This window comes from Caballeronia sp. LjRoot31 (assembly GCF_964253885.1).
GTDB lineage: Bacteria > Pseudomonadota > Gammaproteobacteria > Burkholderiales > Burkholderiaceae > Caballeronia.
The window spans coordinates 3591273-3607843 of the sequence record NZ_CAXURX020000001.1 but is presented as its reverse complement, the minus strand read 5'-3'; the positions used below and the strand labels follow the sequence as shown (position 1 = coordinate 3607843).

Below are 16571 nucleotides of genomic sequence, written 5' to 3'. Positions count from 1 at the left end.
TAAAAGAAACTAGAAACGCAGAAAAACGCGGAAAAACGGTCTTGCTTCTTATCGATCATCAGCAGCATGGTCTGTCTCCGGTCAGAAGTCGCTATCGAGGCCGTCTTGCACCTGCTCGGCGGCGCGCAGCACTGCTCGCGCCTTGTTCTCCGTCTCCTGCCATTCCGACTCGGGCACCGAATCAGCGACCACGCCCGCTGCCGCCTGCACGTACAAATTGCCCTTGTGGATCAGACCCGTGCGGATCGCGATGGCGAGATCCATCTCGCCCGTGAACGACAGATACCCGCAAGCGCCGCCGTACAAGCCGCGCTTCACCGGCTCCAGCTCATCGATAATTTCCATCGCCCGCACTTTCGGCGCGCCCGACAGCGTGCCGGCGGGGAAGGTGGCGCGCAGCACGTCGAAATTGGTCGTGCCGGGTTTTAGCTTGCCTTCCACGGAACTCACGATGTGCTGAACGTGCGAGTACTTTTCGATCGCCAGCTTGTCGGTCACCACCACCGATCCCGTCTGCGCAATCCGGCCGACATCATTACGCGCCAGATCGATCAGCATCACGTGTTCGGCCACTTCTTTCGGATCGTTCAGCAATTCGGTCGCGAGTTCTGCATCACGTTCCGGCGTGTTGCCGCGCGGCCGCGTGCCGGCGAGAGGACGAATGGTCACGATGCGTTCGTCGCCGCGCTTTTCCTGGCGCACGAGAATTTCCGGCGAGGCTCCCACTACATGAAACTCGCCGCCGAAGTTGTAGTAATACATATACGGCGATGGATTCAGCGAGCGCAACGCGCGATACAGCGAGAGCGGGTTATCGCGGAACGGCTTCACGAGCCGCTGGCCAACCTGAACCTGCATCAATTCGCCCGCCGCGATGTACTCCTTCGCCTTTCGCACCGCGTTCAGGTAATCGTCCTTCGCGAACTCCCGATACGTCTCCGTCCTCACGCTCGCCGATGTCACCGGCGGCTGCACGGTCGTGCGCAAACGCGACCGCAATTCGCGCAGGCGCTGTTTGGCTTTCGTGAACGCTTCGGGCGTGGTCGGGTCGGCGTAGACAATCAGATAAAGCTTGCCGGCGAGGTTATCGATAACCGCCATTTCCTCGGTCAGCAACAATTGGATATCGGGCAGGCCGAGATCGTCACGCGGAGCCGAATGGGCCAGCTTCTTTTCGATATAACGCACGGCGTCATAACCGAAATACCCGGCCAGACCGCCGCAAAAGCGCGGTAGTCCGGGGCGCTGCGCAATCTTGAAGCGCTTCTGAAATTCTTCGATAAACGTCAGCGGATCGGCTTGGCTCGTTTCAATGACGCTGCCGTCCTTTAGCACCTCCGACACGCCGTTCTGCACGCGAATCATGGTGCGGGCCGGCAAGCCGATAAACGAGTAACGCCCGAAGCGCTCACCACCCACCACCGATTCCAGCAGGAACGAGTTGGCGCCATTGCGCTCGGTTTGAGCCAGCTTGAGATAAAGCGAAAGTGGCGTTTCGAGGTCGGCCAGCGCCTCGGCGATCAGCGGAATGCGGTTGAAACCTTCATTCGCCAGCGATTGGAATTCGAGTTCGGTCATGTTCTGATCCTTTACGTGTCGCCTGTTGGGTTTGGCGACATCGAGCACACACTGGGCGCTACGGACAATTTACCGCACGGCGCGAATCTCGCTCTCGTTTGTGCGTCGCCTGATGCTTCAAACGCTGTCCCGATCGTTCGGGCTGTTGCCATTTGCTAAAACGGCACGGCCGCAAAACGAAGTTTGGGCGCAGCGAATGATGCGGTTCAGACCCGGCATCAAGGTAAAACAAGTCGGCGGGATCGGCGCGCGGAATGCGCAGCGAAACAAAAAACGGTTGCCGAAGACGAGCTTCGGCGTTCCTCAGGCGAGGTTAGCGCGACCAGCGACGCCAGGGCCAGGCTCCCCGGTCGATGCTGCTCAGACTCCGTTTTTTGTTCAGAAACATGAGGATTGAACTAGTCAGTCGATGTTGTCGCGCCGGGTGCAGCGGGCGCGGTCATGGTTGCTGCTATTGCCTGTGCGGCAGCTAGCAGGGAAGAAACTATACCATCGGATTTCACCAGGTGCACAGGTTTGCCGTGGTTGTAACCGTAAGGCACCGTAAGCGTCGCCATACCCGCTGCGCGACCCGCCAGCGCATCATTCTCCGAATCCCCGATGGCCACGGCTTCGCGTGGCAGCACGTCCAGCCGTTCGCAAGCAATCAGCATAGGCGCCGGATCCGGCTTTTTTTGCGGGACGGAATCGCCGCCGAGCACAACCTTGAAGTATTCGGCCAAGCCGAATTTTGTTAACAATTCGACAGCGAACCTGTGCGGCTTGTTCGTCACGCATGCCAACGGCAATCCGAGATCCCGCAGCGCTTTCAAGCCTTCCGTGACTTCGGGATAGAGCGTGGCGTGCTGTCCATTGATGCGTGCATATTCGGTCTGATAGATCGCGAGCGCGTCCTCGAACTTCGTGGCTGCTTCGAGTGCTGAAAACCGCACGGCCAGCACGCTGCGGATCAGGTTCTCCGAACCTTTGCCGATATAGCCAATGACTTCGTCCCGATCTGTGGCTTTCGTGCCGATCCGCGCCAGCATGCCGTTGAGCGCGGCGACGAAATCGTCCGCGGTGTCGATCATGGTCCCGTCGAGATCAATGATCGCCGCGCGCAGCGTCTTGTTCGTGAACGCCGGAAGCTCCGCCGTGAGTTCGCTCATCGTGCTTCCCCGGTATTCACTTTGGCCAACTCGGCGCGCATTTGCGCAATCACGTCGTGATAATTGTGGTGGCCGAAAATGGCCGATCCGGCCACGAACGTATCCGCGCCGGCTTCCGCGATTTCCCGGATGTTATCGATTTTGACGCCGCCGTCCACTTCGAGATGAATCTCGCGTCCGGTGCGCTCGCGGTATTCGTCGATGCGCCGACGCGCTTCGCGCAGTTTAACGAGCGCTTCGGGAATGAACGACTGGCCGCCAAAGCCCGGATTCACCGACATGATGAGCACCAGGTCGACTTTGTCCATGACATAGTCGAGATGACTCAACGACGTCGCCGGGTTAAAAACGAGACCTGCCTTGCAGCCGTGTTCGCGAATCAGCGAAAGCGTGCGATCGATATGATCTGAACCTTGCGGGTGAAAGCTGATCACATTAGCGCCGGCCTTGGCGAAATCCGGCACGATCCGATCGACCGGCCGCACCATCAGATGGACGTCGATAGGAACATCCGTATGCGGACGCAGCGCCTCACAGACCATGGGGCCGATTGTCAGGTTCGGAACGTAATGGTTGTCCATCACGTCGAAGTGGATCCAGTCTGCGCCGGCGGCGACCACATTGCGGACCTCTTCGCCGAGAATGGCGAAGTCGGCGGACAAAATACTGGGGGACAGGCGAAATTGCGTCATGACGTCGGCCGGTTGCGAGCGGAAAATGCATTTTACAGCGTGAAGACCTTTTTGACCGCTGACCGAATGGCCTACGTCCCATCCCGCGGCCTTTCGCGGGAGCTTCGCGCGGCTGACAAAGCCCTTGCACGCAGTGGCGTTCTGTTGCGGGCACCGGCTGCATCAAGCAGAATGCGTCACCTGACGTTCACGCAAATTCGCGAGACCCGCGCCGGGCCTCTGTCCTTAAGGGGGAGGGGTTCGAACCCGCGCAGCACATTTTTGAATTGGAAAAGCGATGAGCCAGTATGAATTCAGCGTTTCCGTCCAGACGCAGTATCTCCCTGAACAATCGGATCCGGACGCCCGGCAGTTTGCTTTCGCCTACACCCTGACCATCCGCAATACCGGGCAGGTCGCGGCGCAACTGATCTCGCGCCACTGGATCATTACTGACAGCGACGACGTAGTGCAGGAAGTAAAGGGACTTGGCGTGGTGGGGAACCAGCCATTGCTGCCGCCGGGAGAGAAATTCGAGTACACGAGTTGGGCCGTCATTGCGACACCCGTTGGCACCATGCGTGGTTCGTATTTTTGCGTAGCCGAAGATGGCGAGCGTTTCGAGGCCCCAATTGCCGAGTTTTCGTTGCACATGCCGCGTACGCTGCATTGACCGGCAGCGCTGAAACACGTGCCGTCATGGTGCTTGCTGCTTTCGTTTCTCCTGGCGCCTGTTTTTCTTCTTGCCCGAAGCCGTCCACACGACGATAAAGATCAGCAGAAGCAGCGCCAAGAGAGACTCGAGCGCAAAAATAAGCATTGGGTATTCGTCGAATAGATCAGACATGGCGGTTCTCATCAAGAACGAACATTGTATGCGTTTCACTCGCTCGCTCGCCGGATTGGCGGGTTGGGCGGCGTCGATTACAGCAGCCGTCCTGCTCGCTTCGTGCGGCGGTGGCTCCGTTAAGTCCGGGTATCTCGCGCCGCCGACCGGTGCGCCGATCATCACGGGACAGCGCGCGGCTAATCGCTTGACTGCAGTGAGCTGGCAGCAAGTGCCCGGCTGGCAGGACGATTCGCTGCTCGGCGCGACTGCCGCGATGCGCCAGAACTGCAGCCGTCTCGCGCAACAGCCCGCGTGGCGCCGGGCATGCGCGGCGGCGCAGCGTCTCGACGATCTCGACATGAACGCCGCCCGCGAATTCTTCGAAGCGTATTTCACGCCGTTCCAGTTGGCCAACACCGACGGCACGCTCGACGGTCTGGTGACCGGTTACTACGAGCCCTTGTTGCGCGGTTCGCGTACGCGTCACGGGGCTTATCAATACGCGTTGTATCGATGGCCGTATCGGTTCAAAGCCGGCACCGCATTGCCGACGCGTGCCCAGCTTGAAAGTTCGGGTGTGTTGAACGGCAACGAACTGGTTTGGGTCGATGATCCTATCGAAGCGTTCTTCCTGCAGATCCAGGGCTCGGGACAAGTCGTGATGGAAGACGGGACCACCATGCGCATTGGTTTTGGCGGGACGAACAACCAGCCGTACAAATCAATCGGGCGTGAGTTGCTGGATCGGCGTGAACTCACGCCTGCACAGGCCACGATGCAAGGTATCAAGGCGTGGGCGAAAGCGAATCCGTCGCGTGTCGATGCATTGCTCGACGTCAATCCGCGCTTTGTGTTCTTCCGCGAGATGCCGGGCACGGAAACGCTGGCGGCTGGCGTGGGAACCGGGCCGGTGGGCGCGCTGGGTGTTCCGCTTACGCCCGAACGTTCGATCGCGGTGGACCCGTCCTCCATCCCGCTCGGCACGCCGGTTTTCTTGCAGACCACTCGCCCGTTGAGCAATTCGCCGATGAACCGGCTGGTGTTCGCCCAGGACACCGGCAGCGCGATCAAGGGCGGCGTGCGCGCGGATTATTTCTGGGGTCTGGGTGACGATGCCGGCGATCTCGCTGGCCGGATGAAGCAGGCCGGCAGGATGTGGCTGCTGCTGCCGAATTCGTAGACGGGTGTTGGGGATGTCGCGAGAGTAGGCATAAGCGCCGGATTGCCGGCGCTTACGCAATCAACTCGCTGCTTTGCGCGCGGGCGATCATTTGAGGATCGGCCCGAGAGAGCCGGAATCTTGAATGCGAGTATCGCTCGCGTAACAAGCGCAGAATACAGAATCAACTCGCGGCTTTCCGCCGGTCAATCACGCGCCGCGCCTTTCCAACCGACCGCTCAATACCGTTCAGACCCAGCACCTGAACCACTGCACTGACGCCGATCAAAGCCTTGATGTCGTAAGCGAGCGCAACTTTGGCTTGATCGAGGGCACCCATATCCGGGGCCGTTTCAGGACAAGGTTCAACATTCAATGTGAGCACATCAAGTGGACCTTCTTTCGTCAGCACGATCTGATAATGCGGCGCGAGCGCGTGCTGCTTGAGCAGCAGCTCTTCAATTTGCGTTGGAAATACATTCACACCGCGCACGATCATCATGTCGTCCGAGCGCCCCGTGATTTTTTCCATCCGACGCATCGTTCGCGCGCTTCCCGGCAAAAGCCGGGTGAGATCGCGAGTCCGGTAGCGGATGATCGGCAGCGCCTCCTTGGTCAGCGAAGTGAACACGAGTTCGCCCAGTTCACCGTCGGGCAAGACCTTGCCGGTCTCAGGATCAATGATCTCGGGATAGAAATGATCTTCCCAGATCGTCGGACCGTCTTTCGTCTCGACACACTCCGACGCCACCCCCGGTCCCATTACTTCCGATAATCCGTATATATCGACAGCGTCGATACCCATCCGCTTCTCGATAGCCGTGCGCATCTCGTTCGTCCACGGCTCCGCGCCGAAGATGCCGATCCGCAGCGAGCAATCTGCGGGATGAACGCCCTGGCGCTCGAGTTCGTCGGCGATCGACAGCATGTAACTGGGCGTCACCATGATGATGTCGGGGCGAAAATCCTGGATCAGTTGCACTTGCTTTTCAGTCTGGCCGCCGCCGAACGGGATCACGGTCAAACCAGCACGTTCAGCGCCGTAATGAGCGCCGAGGCCACCCGTGAATAAACCATAGCCGTAGCTGACGTGCACTTTGTCGCCACGCCGAGCGCCCGCAGCACGAATGGAACGCGCGACGAGATTTGCCCAGGTGTCGATGTCCTTCGCCGTGTAACCAACCACGGTCGGCTTGCCCGTCGTCCCCGACGACGCGTGGATTCGCGAAATCTGGTCGTGCGGAACGGCGAACATACCGTACGGGTAGTTATCGCGGAGATCCTTCTTCGTCGTGAACGGGAAACGCGCTAAGTCGGCCAGGTTTTTCACGTCGTCCGGATGCACGCCCGCTTCGTCGAACTTGCGGCGGTACACCGGCGAGTTTTCATACGCATGGGCGAGCGACCACTTGAGGCGTTCGAGCTGCAGCGCCGTTAGTTCGTCGCGGCTGGCCGTCTCGATCGGGTCCAGCGGAAGCGCGTTGTTCATCGAGTGTCTCCTTCTTGATCGTCAATCAATCGCCCGAATCAAGTTCGTATGGGCGCTGTGTTTTGTAGGGTGGGTCAGGATTCCACGGAAACCAGATTGCCCTTTATCTGCGACGACTTGCCCCGGAACATCGCGACCGTTTCGCCTTCGCGGTTCGTGATGCGAATGTCGTAGATTCCGGTTCGCCCCGTCAGTGATTGTTCGACAGCTTCTGCCGACAAGCGGTCGCCGCCCTTCACCGCACGCAGAAATTCAATGGAACAGCCTGCTGCGACCGTATTGATGTTGTACGAGTTACAGGCAAACGCAAACGTGGAGTCGGCCAGCGTGAAAATGAGTCCGCCGTGGCAGATACCGTGACCGTTCAGAAAGTCGTCGCGGACGTTCATTTGCATGCGCGCGTACCCCGGACGAACTTCCTTGAGTTCGAGGCCGAGCGCACGGCTGCATGCATCCGCTTCGTACATGGCTTGCGCGGTCGCGTTGGCGAGTTCTTCAGGTGTCATTGCTGCGTTCTCCCGGAGTTTTCTGATCGAATTTCAGAGGCCGTCGAAGCGGGGCGCACGTTTTTCCTTGAAGGCCGCGACGCCCTCGGCGTAGTCGTGCGAGTCACCTAGTTCGCGTTGAACGTCGCGCTCCAGATCCAATTGCTGATCGAGCGTATTGTTCGCGGCGGCACGGATAGCGTGCTTGATTGCTGCGATAGCCTTGGCGGGCTGCTGTGCGAGTTGCGCGGCAAGCTTCAGTGCAGCGCTCTGCAATTGCTCGTCGTCGACCACTTTCCAGACCAGTCCCCACGTCTCAGCTTGTTCGGCGCCCAGTTTGTCTCCGGTCAATGCGAGGCCCAGCGCCCGTGCTTCGCCAACGCGCCGCGGCAAGAGCCACGTGCCGCCGGTATCCGGAACCAGACCAATCTTGACAAAAGCCTGGACGAAACTTGCTGAACGCGCAGCGACGATCAAGTCACACGCCATGGCGAGATTCGCTCCCGCACCGGCAGCGATACCGTTGACGGCGGCAATCACGGGCAAGGGCAACGCCTGCAGGCGGCGCACGAGCGGGTTGAAATGGCGGTCGATCAGAGCGCCCAGATTGGTCATTGCTCCAGGTGTGAAGTCAAGATCGGCGAGATCCTGGCCCGCGCAAAAACCGCGACCCGCCCCCGTGATCACCAATGCTCGGGCGTTGCTTCCTTCAACCTGATCAAGCGCCTTGCTCAATTCCTCGTGCATCGTCCGCGTGAAGCTGTTGAGCTTGTCGGGACGATTGAGCGTCAGCGTGGCGACACGCGTGCTGGCGTCGATATTGATGACGATTGAATTGCCGTTGTCGGACATCGTGTCTCCTTGCTGGCCAGGTTGTGCAAATACGCATGCCTTCGATACTAGCCGCGCCCGGCGCCGCGTTCCATTCGACTGAATGGCCTATGTCTCCACGCGGCGTTGCGGGCTGGGCGCCTATGTCGTTTGGCCAGCTGTTGCTGGCGCGGCCTTCGGTGCAACATGCACTCTGCTTTGAACAACGCGGAAGCGGTTCGATACGTACGCTGCGTCGGACAACGCCGAGTTCGCTGCCGGATTGGCCCCGGTGCCGTGGAAGTCCGAATACGCCGCTGTCTGGTTGACGAACACGCCACCGGTCAGGTTGATCGAGAGCGCGACGCCGCCGCGAATCGCTGCGTCGTAGGCTGCGTCGACTACTGCATCGTCCGTGCTGTACACAGAGAACGTGAGCGCACCGTGTTCCGCGGCAATCGATCCCGCCAGGTCGAGAGACTGTGCCGTCGAGTCCGTCGCAATGACAAACGAGATTGGGCCGAACCATTCCCGCGTGAATTTTGCGGCGTCGGTGCGAACGTCCATCTTCAACATGAGAGGAGAGCGCACTTGGGCGTCAGGGAACGCAGGATGAGCGAGCGATTGACTATCTGTCAGCACTTCGCCCAGTTGCCGGGCGTCGGCAATGCGCGCTATTACGCCATCATTCTGAATGGCGCCCGTCAATTCGACCGCGCGGGCCGGATCGGAGACCAGTTTTTCGACGGCAGTCGCGAGCGTCTTCGCGACGTCGTCGAAGCTCATGTGGCCGTCGCTCGTGTGGATACCGTCGCGCGGCACGTAGATGTTTTGCGGCGCAGTGCACATTTGGCCGGAGTACAACGCCAGTGAGAATGCGATATTGCTGGCAACGGCTTTGAGGTTATCCACGGAATCGATCACGATCTGATTCACGCCGGCCTTCTCCGTGTAGACCTGCGCCTGGTGCGCATGGCGCTCGAGCCAGTTGCCGTTTTGCGTGCTGCCGGTGAAATCGATCAGCTTGATTTCGGGGCGCAGCGCAAGATCCTGAACGAGGGGGCCATCGTTCGCTTCGGTCGCAAGCAGCGTGACCACGTTCGGATCGAATCCGGCTTCGCGCAAAACGTCGCGGGCGATGCGTACCGTAATTGCCAGCGGCAGGATGGCGCCAGGATGCGGCTTGACGATGACCGTATTACCCGTGGCCAGATCGGCGAACATACCCGGATAGCCGTTCCAGGTGGGGAATGTGCAGCAGCCGAGTACAAGACCCGTTCCGCGCGGCACGATGGTGAACCGCTTGTGCATCGCGATCGGGGGATTCTTGCCTTGGGGCTTTTCCCAATAAGCGTCGGCGGGAATTCGGCGAAGCTCGTCCCACGCGTAGGCCACTGCTTCGAGCGCGCGATCCTGCGCATGCGGACCGCCTGCCTGAAAGGCCATCATGTAGGCTTGCCCGGTCGTGTGCATGACGCTGTAGCCGATCTCGAAACTCGCCTTGTTCAGCCGGGTCAGTATTTCGAGGCTTACGCCCGCCCACGCGTCGGGACCGGCCGCGCGCCACTGACTTTGAGCCGCCACGGACGCAGCCAGCAGTGCGTCGACGTTCGCTTTCGGATAGCGAATTCCGAGCGCAAGGCCGAAGGGCGAACGCTCATTGCCAATCGTCTCGCCCGTTGTCGGCTGGTCCAGATCAAACGTCCGGTTCAGGTGTGCTTTGAAGGCCGCCTCGCCGTCCGAACTAGCTGTTTCACCGTACACTTTGGGACTCGGCATTTCTGGAAACGGGCTCCAGTAGCCACGTGTTGCAATGGCGGCAAGCGCTTGATTAAGCGTCGCTTCGTGCTTCGTGAATAGCGGATGTGTCATGGCGGCAAGGGATGAGTGACGGTGATGGACGCTTGATCAATTAATTGACCGACCGGTTGGTTTGCGAATGTTAGCATTTTCGAGACGCGTGCGCGAAGCGTTTTCGCGCGAGTTCACATAGGAGGAATGCATGGCTTACGAGAATCTATTGACCGAAGTCCGCGGACGAGTCGGCTTGATCACGCTGAACCGGCCTAAGGCGCTCAACGCGCTAAACGATGCCCTGATGGATGAGCTCGGCGTTGTGTTGAAGCAATTCGATGCCGACGAGAACATCGGCGCAATCGTGCTGACCGGCAGCGAAAAGGCGTTTGCGGCGGGGGCGGACATCGGCATGATGGCCGGCTACTCCTATATGGACACGTTCAAGGGCGACTACATCACGCGCAACTGGGAAACGGTGCGCACGATTCGCAAGCCGATCATTGCCGCGGTGTCTGGCTTCGCTCTTGGCGGCGGTTGTGAGCTGGCCATGATGTGCGACATCATCATTGCCGCCGATACCGCCAAGTTCGGACAACCGGAAATCAAGCTTGGCGTGATTCCGGGTGCCGGCGGCACGCAGCGGCTGCCGCGCGCAGTGTCGAAGGCGAAGGCAATGGACATGTGCCTGACCGCGCGCATGATGGGCGCCGAAGAGGCGGAGCGCGCGGGTTTGGTATCGCGCGTTGTGCCGGCGGCAAGCTTGTTAGACGAAGCAATGGAAGCAGCATCGATAATCGCGAGCTTCTCGCTGCCTGCGGTAATGATGGCGAAGGAGTCCGTTAATCGCGCATATGAATCGACGTTGGCAGAGGGAGTTCACTTCGAGCGGCGCATGTTCCATTCACTCTTTGCCACTGAAGATCAGAAGGAAGGAATGGCCGCGTTTGTTGAGAAGCGGAAACCGGTTTTTAAGCACCGTTGAAATTCTTTTCACGAACCCCTTGCGCAAGGGTGAAACGGGCACTAGAATTCCGTTCCTTCGCTTCCCAAAGAGGCGAAGGGAAGTGAGAAAGTGCAGTAAGCGTGGCGCTTAAGAGGATGCCGCAGAGCCAAGCAGGACGGGCTTCGCAGCGAATCGGAAAGTTCGGGTGAAGTAAAAAACCTGTTGACGAAAAGCGAAACGCACGACATAATCTCGTTTCTGTGCTGCAGGTGCAGCGACGCGAAAGCGGCAGGGTTCTGAGGGTTGGGACTGTGCGGTGTGTAGCGAATGTTCTTTAAAAACTAACAGCCGATAAGTGTGGGCGCTTGGTGCTTGGCTTTGAGCGTGGTGGTGTTTTCCGGGGTTTCTCGGGAGATGCTGCCGTGAAGCGAAAGTATCAAGTCTCACACTAGTATTAAGGTAGGTTTTGAGCGTCTTTCCGAAAGGGAAGATGGGAGGAACTTGTCAGTACGTTGAGTGAGCGACCTATTCGCAAGAATAGAAAACAGTAACAGGCATTGAACTGAAGAGTTTGATCCTGGCTCAGATTGAACGCTGGCGGCATGCCTTACACATGCAAGTCGAACGGCAGCACGGGGGTAACCCTGGTGGCGAGTGGCGAACGGGTGAGTAATACATCGGAACGTGTCCTGTAGTGGGGGATAGCCCGGCGAAAGCCGGATTAATACCGCATACGATCTACGGAAGAAAGCGGGGGATCGAAAGACCTCGCGCTATAGGGGCGGCCGATGGCAGATTAGCTAGTTGGTGGGGTAAAGGCCTACCAAGGCGACGATCTGTAGCTGGTCTGAGAGGACGACCAGCCACACTGGGACTGAGACACGGCCCAGACTCCTACGGGAGGCAGCAGTGGGGAATTTTGGACAATGGGGGAAACCCTGATCCAGCAATGCCGCGTGTGTGAAGAAGGCCTTCGGGTTGTAAAGCACTTTTGTCCGGAAAGAAAACTTCTGCCCTAATACGGCGGGAGGATGACGGTACCGGAAGAATAAGCACCGGCTAACTACGTGCCAGCAGCCGCGGTAATACGTAGGGTGCGAGCGTTAATCGGAATTACTGGGCGTAAAGCGTGCGCAGGCGGTTCGTTAAGACAGATGTGAAATCCCCGGGCTTAACCTGGGAACTGCATTTGTGACTGGCGAGCTAGAGTATGGCAGAGGGGGGTAGAATTCCACGTGTAGCAGTGAAATGCGTAGAGATGTGGAGGAATACCGATGGCGAAGGCAGCCCCCTGGGCCAATACTGACGCTCATGCACGAAAGCGTGGGGAGCAAACAGGATTAGATACCCTGGTAGTCCACGCCCTAAACGATGTCAACTAGTTGTTGGGTCTTCATTGACTTAGTAACGTAGCTAACGCGTGAAGTTGACCGCCTGGGGAGTACGGTCGCAAGATTAAAACTCAAAGGAATTGACGGGGACCCGCACAAGCGGTGGATGATGTGGATTAATTCGATGCAACGCGAAAAACCTTACCTACCCTTGACATGGTCGGAACCCTGCTGAAAGGTGGGGGTGCTCGAAAGAGAACCGATACACAGGTGCTGCATGGCTGTCGTCAGCTCGTGTCGTGAGATGTTGGGTTAAGTCCCGCAACGAGCGCAACCCTTGTCCTTAGTTGCTACGCAAGAGCACTCTAAGGAGACTGCCGGTGACAAACCGGAGGAAGGTGGGGATGACGTCAAGTCCTCATGGCCCTTATGGGTAGGGCTTCACACGTCATACAATGGTCGGAACAGAGGGCTGCCAACCCGTGAGGGGGAGCTAATCCCAGAAAACCGATCGTAGTCCGGATCGTAGTCTGCAACTCGACTACGTGAAGCTGGAATCGCTAGTAATCGCGGATCAGCATGCCGCGGTGAATACGTTCCCGGGTCTTGTACACACCGCCCGTCACACCATGGGAGTGGGTTTTACCAGAAGTGGCTAGTCTAACCGCAAGGAGGACGGTCACCACGGTAGGATTCATGACTGGGGTGAAGTCGTAACAAGGTAGCCGTATCGGAAGGTGCGGCTGGATCACCTCCTTTCTCGAGCTCAACGTTTTGAAGTGAAGTGCTAAAGCGCTCACGCTTATCGGCTGTAAGAAGACAGGCTAAGGGTCTGTAGCTCAGTTGGTTAGAGCACCGTCTTGATAAGGCGGGGGTCGTTGGTTCGAATCCAACCAGACCCACCATTTACGTTTGTAAATGCAGACCCTCAAGCATCAAGGTACTTGGGGGATTAGCTCAGCTGGGAGAGCACCTGCTTTGCAAGCAGGGGGTCGTCGGTTCGATCCCGTCATCCTCCACCAATCACCAACGCATAGCATTCTTTATAAAGAGAGTGATTACGCATTGGCGATTGAGCCAGTCAGTAAGCAACTTAAAGCATAGCGCTTTAAGTTGTGCTGTCGTTCTTTAACAATCTGGAAGAAGTAGTAAAGAGATTCACGAAAGCATACTTAGAGATGAGTGTGTGAGTAGGTGGATCAGGGTTGTGATTGTATCAATGTATGAAAAGGTGATCGAAAGATTGCTTTGGAATACGGCGCAACACGAATACTCAACCTATAGCGGGGTGAAGAAAAACACGGTCCGGGGCAACCTGGGTAGTGTTTGGAGAGACACACTCGTTATAGGGTCAAGCGAACAAGTGCATGTGGTGGATGCCTTGGCGATCACAGGCGATGAAGGACGCGGTAGCCTGCGAAAAGCGGGGGGGAGCTGGCAAACGAGCTTTGATCCCCCGATATCCGAATGGGGAAACCCGGCCCTTCTGGGTCATCCTAGACTGAATACATAGGTCTAGTGAAGCGAACGCGGTGAACTGAAACATCTAAGTAACCGCAGGAAAAGAAATCAACCGAGATTCCCAAAGTAGTGGCGAGCGAAATGGGATCAGCCTGTACTCTTTAGCACGACCGTTAGCCGAACACTCTGGAAAGTGTGACCATAGCAGGTGATAGTCCTGTAGGCGAAAGCGGATGTGTGGAACTAGGTGTACGACAAGTAGGGCGGGACACGTGAAATCCTGTCTGAAGATGGGGGGACCATCCTCCAAGGCTAAATACTCGTGATCGACCGATAGTGAACCAGTACCGTGAGGGAAAGGCGAAAAGAACCCCGGGAGGGGAGTGAAATAGATCCTGAAACCGCATGCATACAAACAGTCGGAGCCTTGAAAGGGGTGACGGCGTACCTTTTGTATAATGGGTCAGCGACTTACGTTCAGTAGCAAGGTTAACTGATTAAGGCAGCCGTAGCGAAAGCGAGTCCGAATAGGGCGTTCAGTTGCTGGGCGTAGACCCGAAACCAAGTGATCTATCCATGGCCAGGTTGAAGGTGCGGTAACACGTACTGGAGGACCGAACCCACTAATGTTGAAAAATTAGGGGATGAGCTGTGGATAGGGGTGAAAGGCTAAACAAACTTGGAAATAGCTGGTTCTCTCCGAAAACTATTTAGGTAGTGCCTCGTGTATCACCTTCGGGGGTAGAGCACTGTCATGGTTGTGGGGTCCATTGCGGATTACTACGCCATAGCAAACTCCGAATACCGAAGAGTGCAATCACGGGAGACAGACATCGGGTGCTAACGTCCGGTGTCAAGAGGGAAACAACCCAGACCGCCAGCTAAGGTCCCCAAATATTGCTAAGTGGGAAACGAAGTGGGAAGGCTAAAACAGTCAGGAAGTTGGCTTAGAAGCAGCCATCTTTTAAAGAAAGCGTAATAGCTCACTGATCGAGTCGTCCTGCGCGGAAGATGTAACGGGGCTAAGCAATATACCGAAGCTGCGGATGCGGGATTTATCCCGCATGGTAGGAGAGCGTTCCGTAAGCCTGTGAAGGTGCATTGAAAAGTGTGCTGGAGGTATCGGAAGTGCGAATGCTGACATGAGTAGCGATAAAGGGGGTGAAAAGCCCCCTCGCCGTAAGCCCAAGGTTTCCTACGCAACGTTCATCGGCGTAGGGTGAGTCGGCCCCTAAGGCGAGGCAGAAATGCGTAGCTGATGGGAAGCAGGTTAATATTCCTGCACCATTGTTAAATGCGATGGGGGGACGGATCGCGGAAGGTTGTCCGGGTGTTGGAAGTCCCGGTCCTTGCATTGGAGAAGGCGCTTAGGCAAATCCGGGCGCGGAATTCAAGGGTGTGAGGCGAGCCGCTTAGGTGGCGAAGCAATCGGAAGTGGTTCCAAGAAAAGCCTCTAAGCTTCAGTTTAACAAGACCGTACCGCAAACCGACACAGGTGGGCGAGATGAGTATTCTAAGGCGCTTGAGAGAACTCGGGAGAAGGAACTCGGCAAATTGGTACCGTAACTTCGGGATAAGGTACGCCCCTGTAGCTTGACTGGCCTGCGCCAGGAGGGTGAAGGGGTTGCAATAAACTGGTGGCTGCGACTGTTTAATAAAAACACAGCACTCTGCAAACACGAAAGTGGACGTATAGGGTGTGACGCCTGCCCGGTGCCGGAAGATTAAATGATGGGGTGCAAGCTCTTGATTGAAGTCCCGGTAAACGGCGGCCGTAACTATAACGGTCCTAAGGTAGCGAAATTCCTTGTCGGGTAAGTTCCGACCTGCACGAATGGCGTAACGATGGCCACACTGTCTCCTCCCGAGACTCAGCGAAGTTGAAGTGTTTGTGATGATGCAATCTCCCCGCGGCTAGACGGAAAGACCCCATGAACCTTTACTGTAGCTTTGCATTGGACTTTGAACCGATCTGTGTAGGATAGGTGGGAGGCTATGAAACCGGAACGCTAGTTTCGGTGGAGCCGTCCTTGAAATACCACCCTGGTTTGTTTGAGGTTCTAACCTTGGTCCGTGATCCGGATCGGGGACAGTGCATGGTAGGCAGTTTGACTGGGGCGGTCTCCTCCCAAAGTGTAACGGAGGAGTACGAAGGTACGCTAGGTACGGTCGGAAATCGTGCTGATAGTGCAATGGCATAAGCGTGCTTAACTGCGAGACCGACAAGTCGAGCAGGTGCGAAAGCAGGTCATAGTGATCCGGTGGTTCTGTATGGAAGGGCCATCGCTCAACGGATAAAAGGTACTCTGGGGATAACAGGCTGATACCGCCCAAGAGTTCATATCGACGGCGGTGTTTGGCACCTCGATGTCGGCTCATCTCATCCTGGGGCTGTAGCCGGTCCCAAGGGTATGGCTGTTCGCCATTTAAAGAGGTACGTGAGCTGGGTTTAAAACGTCGTGAGACAGTTTGGTCCCTATCTGCCGTGGGCGTTGGATATTTGAAGGGGGCTGCTCCTAGTACGAGAGGACCGGAGTGGACGAACCTCTGGTGTACCGGTTGTCACGCCAGTGGCATCGCCGGGTAGCTATGTTCGGAAGAGATAACCGCTGAAAGCATCTAAGCGGGAAACTCGCCTTGAGATGAGATATCCCTGGAGCTTTAAGCTCCTTGAAGGGTCGTTCTAGACCAGGACGTTGATAGGTCAGGTGTGGAAGTGCAGTAATGCATTAAGCTAACTGATACTAATTGCCCGTAAGGCTTGATCCTATAACAAGTGTGTCTCCGATGGCCCAGTGCCAGACGAACGCGCAAGGTTGAGATCAGTGTTGTGCCTAGTAACAAACACAATCCAGTAACAACGAGGCGCT

The 16571-nt window shown here is 57.2% G+C and carries 10 protein-coding genes, 2 tRNA genes and 2 rRNA genes; 7 read left to right on the top strand and 7 right to left on the bottom strand.

The genetic code is table 11. The annotated features are described in order from the left end of the window. Window positions 1–81 precede the first annotated feature (81 nt). The 3 genes from trpE to rpe form a co-directional block, all read right to left on the bottom strand. Window positions 82–1578, bottom strand: coding sequence for an anthranilate synthase component I (trpE, locus tag ACSQ8V_RS15945; protein WP_436206306.1), 1497 nt, complete (start codon window positions 1576–1578; stop codon window positions 82–84). A 398-nt stretch (window positions 1579–1976) separates the two neighbouring features. Then, the gene (locus ACSQ8V_RS15940) at window positions 1977–2726 is read right to left on the bottom strand and encodes a phosphoglycolate phosphatase (RefSeq protein ID WP_213768495.1); all 750 of its coding nucleotides are present in this window, start codon (window positions 2724–2726) and stop codon (window positions 1977–1979) included. After that, complete coding sequence (gene rpe / locus ACSQ8V_RS15935; RefSeq protein ID WP_213768496.1) at window positions 2723–3418, bottom strand: ribulose-phosphate 3-epimerase; 696 nt, start codon at window positions 3416–3418, stop codon at window positions 2723–2725. Before rpe ends, ACSQ8V_RS15940 begins: the two co-directional genes overlap by 4 nt. Window positions 3419–3695: 277 nt before the next feature. On the opposite strand from rpe, the gene apaG reads away from it, so the two are divergent. Both apaG and mltA read left to right on the top strand, forming a co-directional pair. Beyond that, window positions 3696–4070 (top strand): Co2+/Mg2+ efflux protein ApaG, encoded by a 375-nt coding sequence (apaG, locus tag ACSQ8V_RS15930; protein WP_165092620.1) that lies wholly within the window; start codon window positions 3696–3698, stop codon window positions 4068–4070. A gap of 94 nt (window positions 4071–4164) precedes the next feature. Continuing rightward, window positions 4165–5406 carry a murein transglycosylase A gene (gene mltA / locus ACSQ8V_RS15925; protein WP_436206671.1) on the top strand — a complete coding sequence of 414 codons (1242 nt, stop codon included), beginning with the start codon at window positions 4165–4167 and terminating at the stop codon, window positions 5404–5406. Window positions 5407–5569: 163 nt separating this feature from the next. Here mltA and paaK read toward each other — a convergent pair whose 3' ends face one another. The 4 genes from paaK to paaN form a co-directional block, all read right to left on the bottom strand. Continuing rightward, window positions 5570–6874 (bottom strand): phenylacetate--CoA ligase PaaK, encoded by a 1305-nt coding sequence (gene paaK / locus ACSQ8V_RS15920; protein ID WP_436206305.1) that lies wholly within the window; start codon window positions 6872–6874, stop codon window positions 5570–5572. 74 nt (window positions 6875–6948) lie between these two features. Next, window positions 6949–7380, bottom strand: coding sequence for a hydroxyphenylacetyl-CoA thioesterase PaaI (gene paaI / locus ACSQ8V_RS15915; RefSeq protein WP_436206304.1), 432 nt, complete (start codon window positions 7378–7380; stop codon window positions 6949–6951). A 33-nt stretch (window positions 7381–7413) separates the two neighbouring features. Next, window positions 7414–8211: a 2-(1,2-epoxy-1,2-dihydrophenyl)acetyl-CoA isomerase PaaG gene (gene paaG / locus ACSQ8V_RS15910; RefSeq protein WP_436206303.1), complete on the bottom strand. Its 798-nt coding sequence runs from the start codon at window positions 8209–8211 to the stop codon at window positions 7414–7416. A gap of 120 nt (window positions 8212–8331) precedes the next feature. Beyond that, window positions 8332–10041: a phenylacetic acid degradation protein PaaN gene (paaN, locus tag ACSQ8V_RS15905; RefSeq protein WP_436206302.1), complete on the bottom strand. Its 1710-nt coding sequence runs from the start codon at window positions 10039–10041 to the stop codon at window positions 8332–8334. A 130-nt stretch (window positions 10042–10171) separates the two neighbouring features. Here paaN and ACSQ8V_RS15900 point away from each other — a divergent pair, with 130 nt between their 5' ends. The 5 genes from ACSQ8V_RS15900 (at window position 10172) to ACSQ8V_RS15880 (ending at window position 16470) form a co-directional block, all read left to right on the top strand. Further along, window positions 10172–10948, top strand: coding sequence for an enoyl-CoA hydratase (locus tag ACSQ8V_RS15900; protein WP_436206301.1), 777 nt, complete (start codon window positions 10172–10174; stop codon window positions 10946–10948). 520 nt (window positions 10949–11468) lie between these two features. Next, window positions 11469–12999 (top strand): 16S ribosomal RNA (locus ACSQ8V_RS15895). Window positions 13000–13068: 69 nt separating this feature from the next. Then, window positions 13069–13145 (top strand) — tRNA-Ile (locus tag ACSQ8V_RS15890). A 41-nt stretch (window positions 13146–13186) separates the two neighbouring features. Then, window positions 13187–13262 (top strand) — tRNA-Ala (locus tag ACSQ8V_RS15885). A 327-nt stretch (window positions 13263–13589) separates the two neighbouring features. Beyond that, window positions 13590–16470: ribosomal RNA gene (locus ACSQ8V_RS15880) — 23S ribosomal RNA — on the top strand. The 16S and 23S rRNA genes sit together here with 2 tRNA genes alongside, the layout of an rRNA operon. Window positions 16471–16571: the final 101 nt, after the last annotated feature.